The organism is Mesorhizobium sp. M7A.F.Ca.CA.002.04.1.1 (assembly GCF_004022805.1).
Classification (GTDB): domain Bacteria; phylum Pseudomonadota; class Alphaproteobacteria; order Rhizobiales; family Rhizobiaceae; genus Mesorhizobium; species Mesorhizobium ciceri.
Genome location: NZ_RZPL01001102.1, coordinates 1 through 1,142 on the forward strand (window position 1 = coordinate 1; position 1,142 = coordinate 1,142).

2 protein-coding genes are annotated in these 1,142 nt (G+C 66.7%); one reads left to right on the forward strand and one right to left on the reverse strand.

Annotated elements, in window-relative coordinates; translation table 11 throughout:
• A partial coding sequence (locus ENZ75_RS32485; protein ID WP_164888206.1) for a site-specific integrase occupies positions 1 to 465 on the reverse strand: 465 nt, incomplete at its 3' end.
• Between the two features lie 97 nt (positions 466 to 562).
• Here ENZ75_RS32485 and rimM point away from each other — a divergent pair.
• Positions 563 to 1,142: ribosome maturation factor RimM (rimM, locus tag ENZ75_RS32490; RefSeq protein WP_128278647.1), on the forward strand; the 580-nt coding region annotated here is incomplete at its 3' end.

The window sequence follows — 1,142 nt, forward strand, 5'->3', positions numbered from 1 at the left end:
CACGGCGGCGTTGCGGGCTGCGATCCAGGGTTCCTCCGCCAGTTGGCCTTCGATGGAAACGATATGCTTGGCATCGCTCGCCGTCAGCGGCTTGGGCAGCGATTTGGGCTGGCGCGGCGCGCGCAGTGCCGCCGCACCGGCCGCATTGGCGAGGCCGCGCCGCTCGAGGAAACGCAGCAGCGAACGAATGCCGGCGAGACCCCGGCCCAGCGTGCGGGCGCCGGCGCCGGCATTGCGGCGGGCGGCAAGGAAGCCGCGCAAATCCGCCGGGCGCAGATCGGCGATGTCCGAAATGCCGGGCGAGCCGCCGCAATGGCCGGTGAGGAAATGCAGGAACTGACGCGTGTCGCGCTCATAGGCTTCCACCGTCTCGGGCGACAGCCGACGTTCTCGCGCCAGCATCTTCAGCCAGCTTTCGCGCGCCGCCTGGAGATCGGGTTTGGCCGGGATGAGGAATTCCTGCATGGCGGCATTTTCGGATATTCGGGTTAGGAAGCGGTGAATAGCCCGTCATTGAAATGACAGCCGCGTGGGGCTAGAGCAGGCCAAAGGATATTTCGCCATGAGCAAGCTCCAGAATCCTGTCCAGATGGCCGTGATCGGCGCCGCCCATGGCATCAAGGGCGAATTGCGGGTGAAGACCTTCACCGGCGAGCCGCTGGCGCTGGCCGACTACGGGCCGCTCTACGCCAGGGACGGGCGCGCCTTCCAGATCGTCGACATCAGGCCCGCCAACACCGTCGTCGTGGTCCGTTTCAAGGGCATTGCCGACCGCAATGCGGCCGAGGCGCTGGCCGGCACGGAGCTGTTCGTCGACCGTTCGATGCTGCCGGACGATGGCGAGGAAGACGAATTCTACCATGCCGACCTCGTCGGCCTCGAAGTCCGCGACGACACGGGTGCCGTGCTTGGCAAGGTGGTCGCGGTGCACAATTTCGGCGGCGGCGACATTCTCGACGTGACGCTGGGCGGGCGCAAGGGCGTGCTGATCCCGTTCACACAGGCTGCCGTACCGCAAGTGTCGATCGCCGAGGGTTTTGTTCGTGTCGATCCGGCGGCAGCCGGGCTGGTCGATGACGAGGATGGCGGTGGTCCGCGTGAGGAAGACTTCGATCCGAAGGGCAGGCCGCGCGGACCGAGCG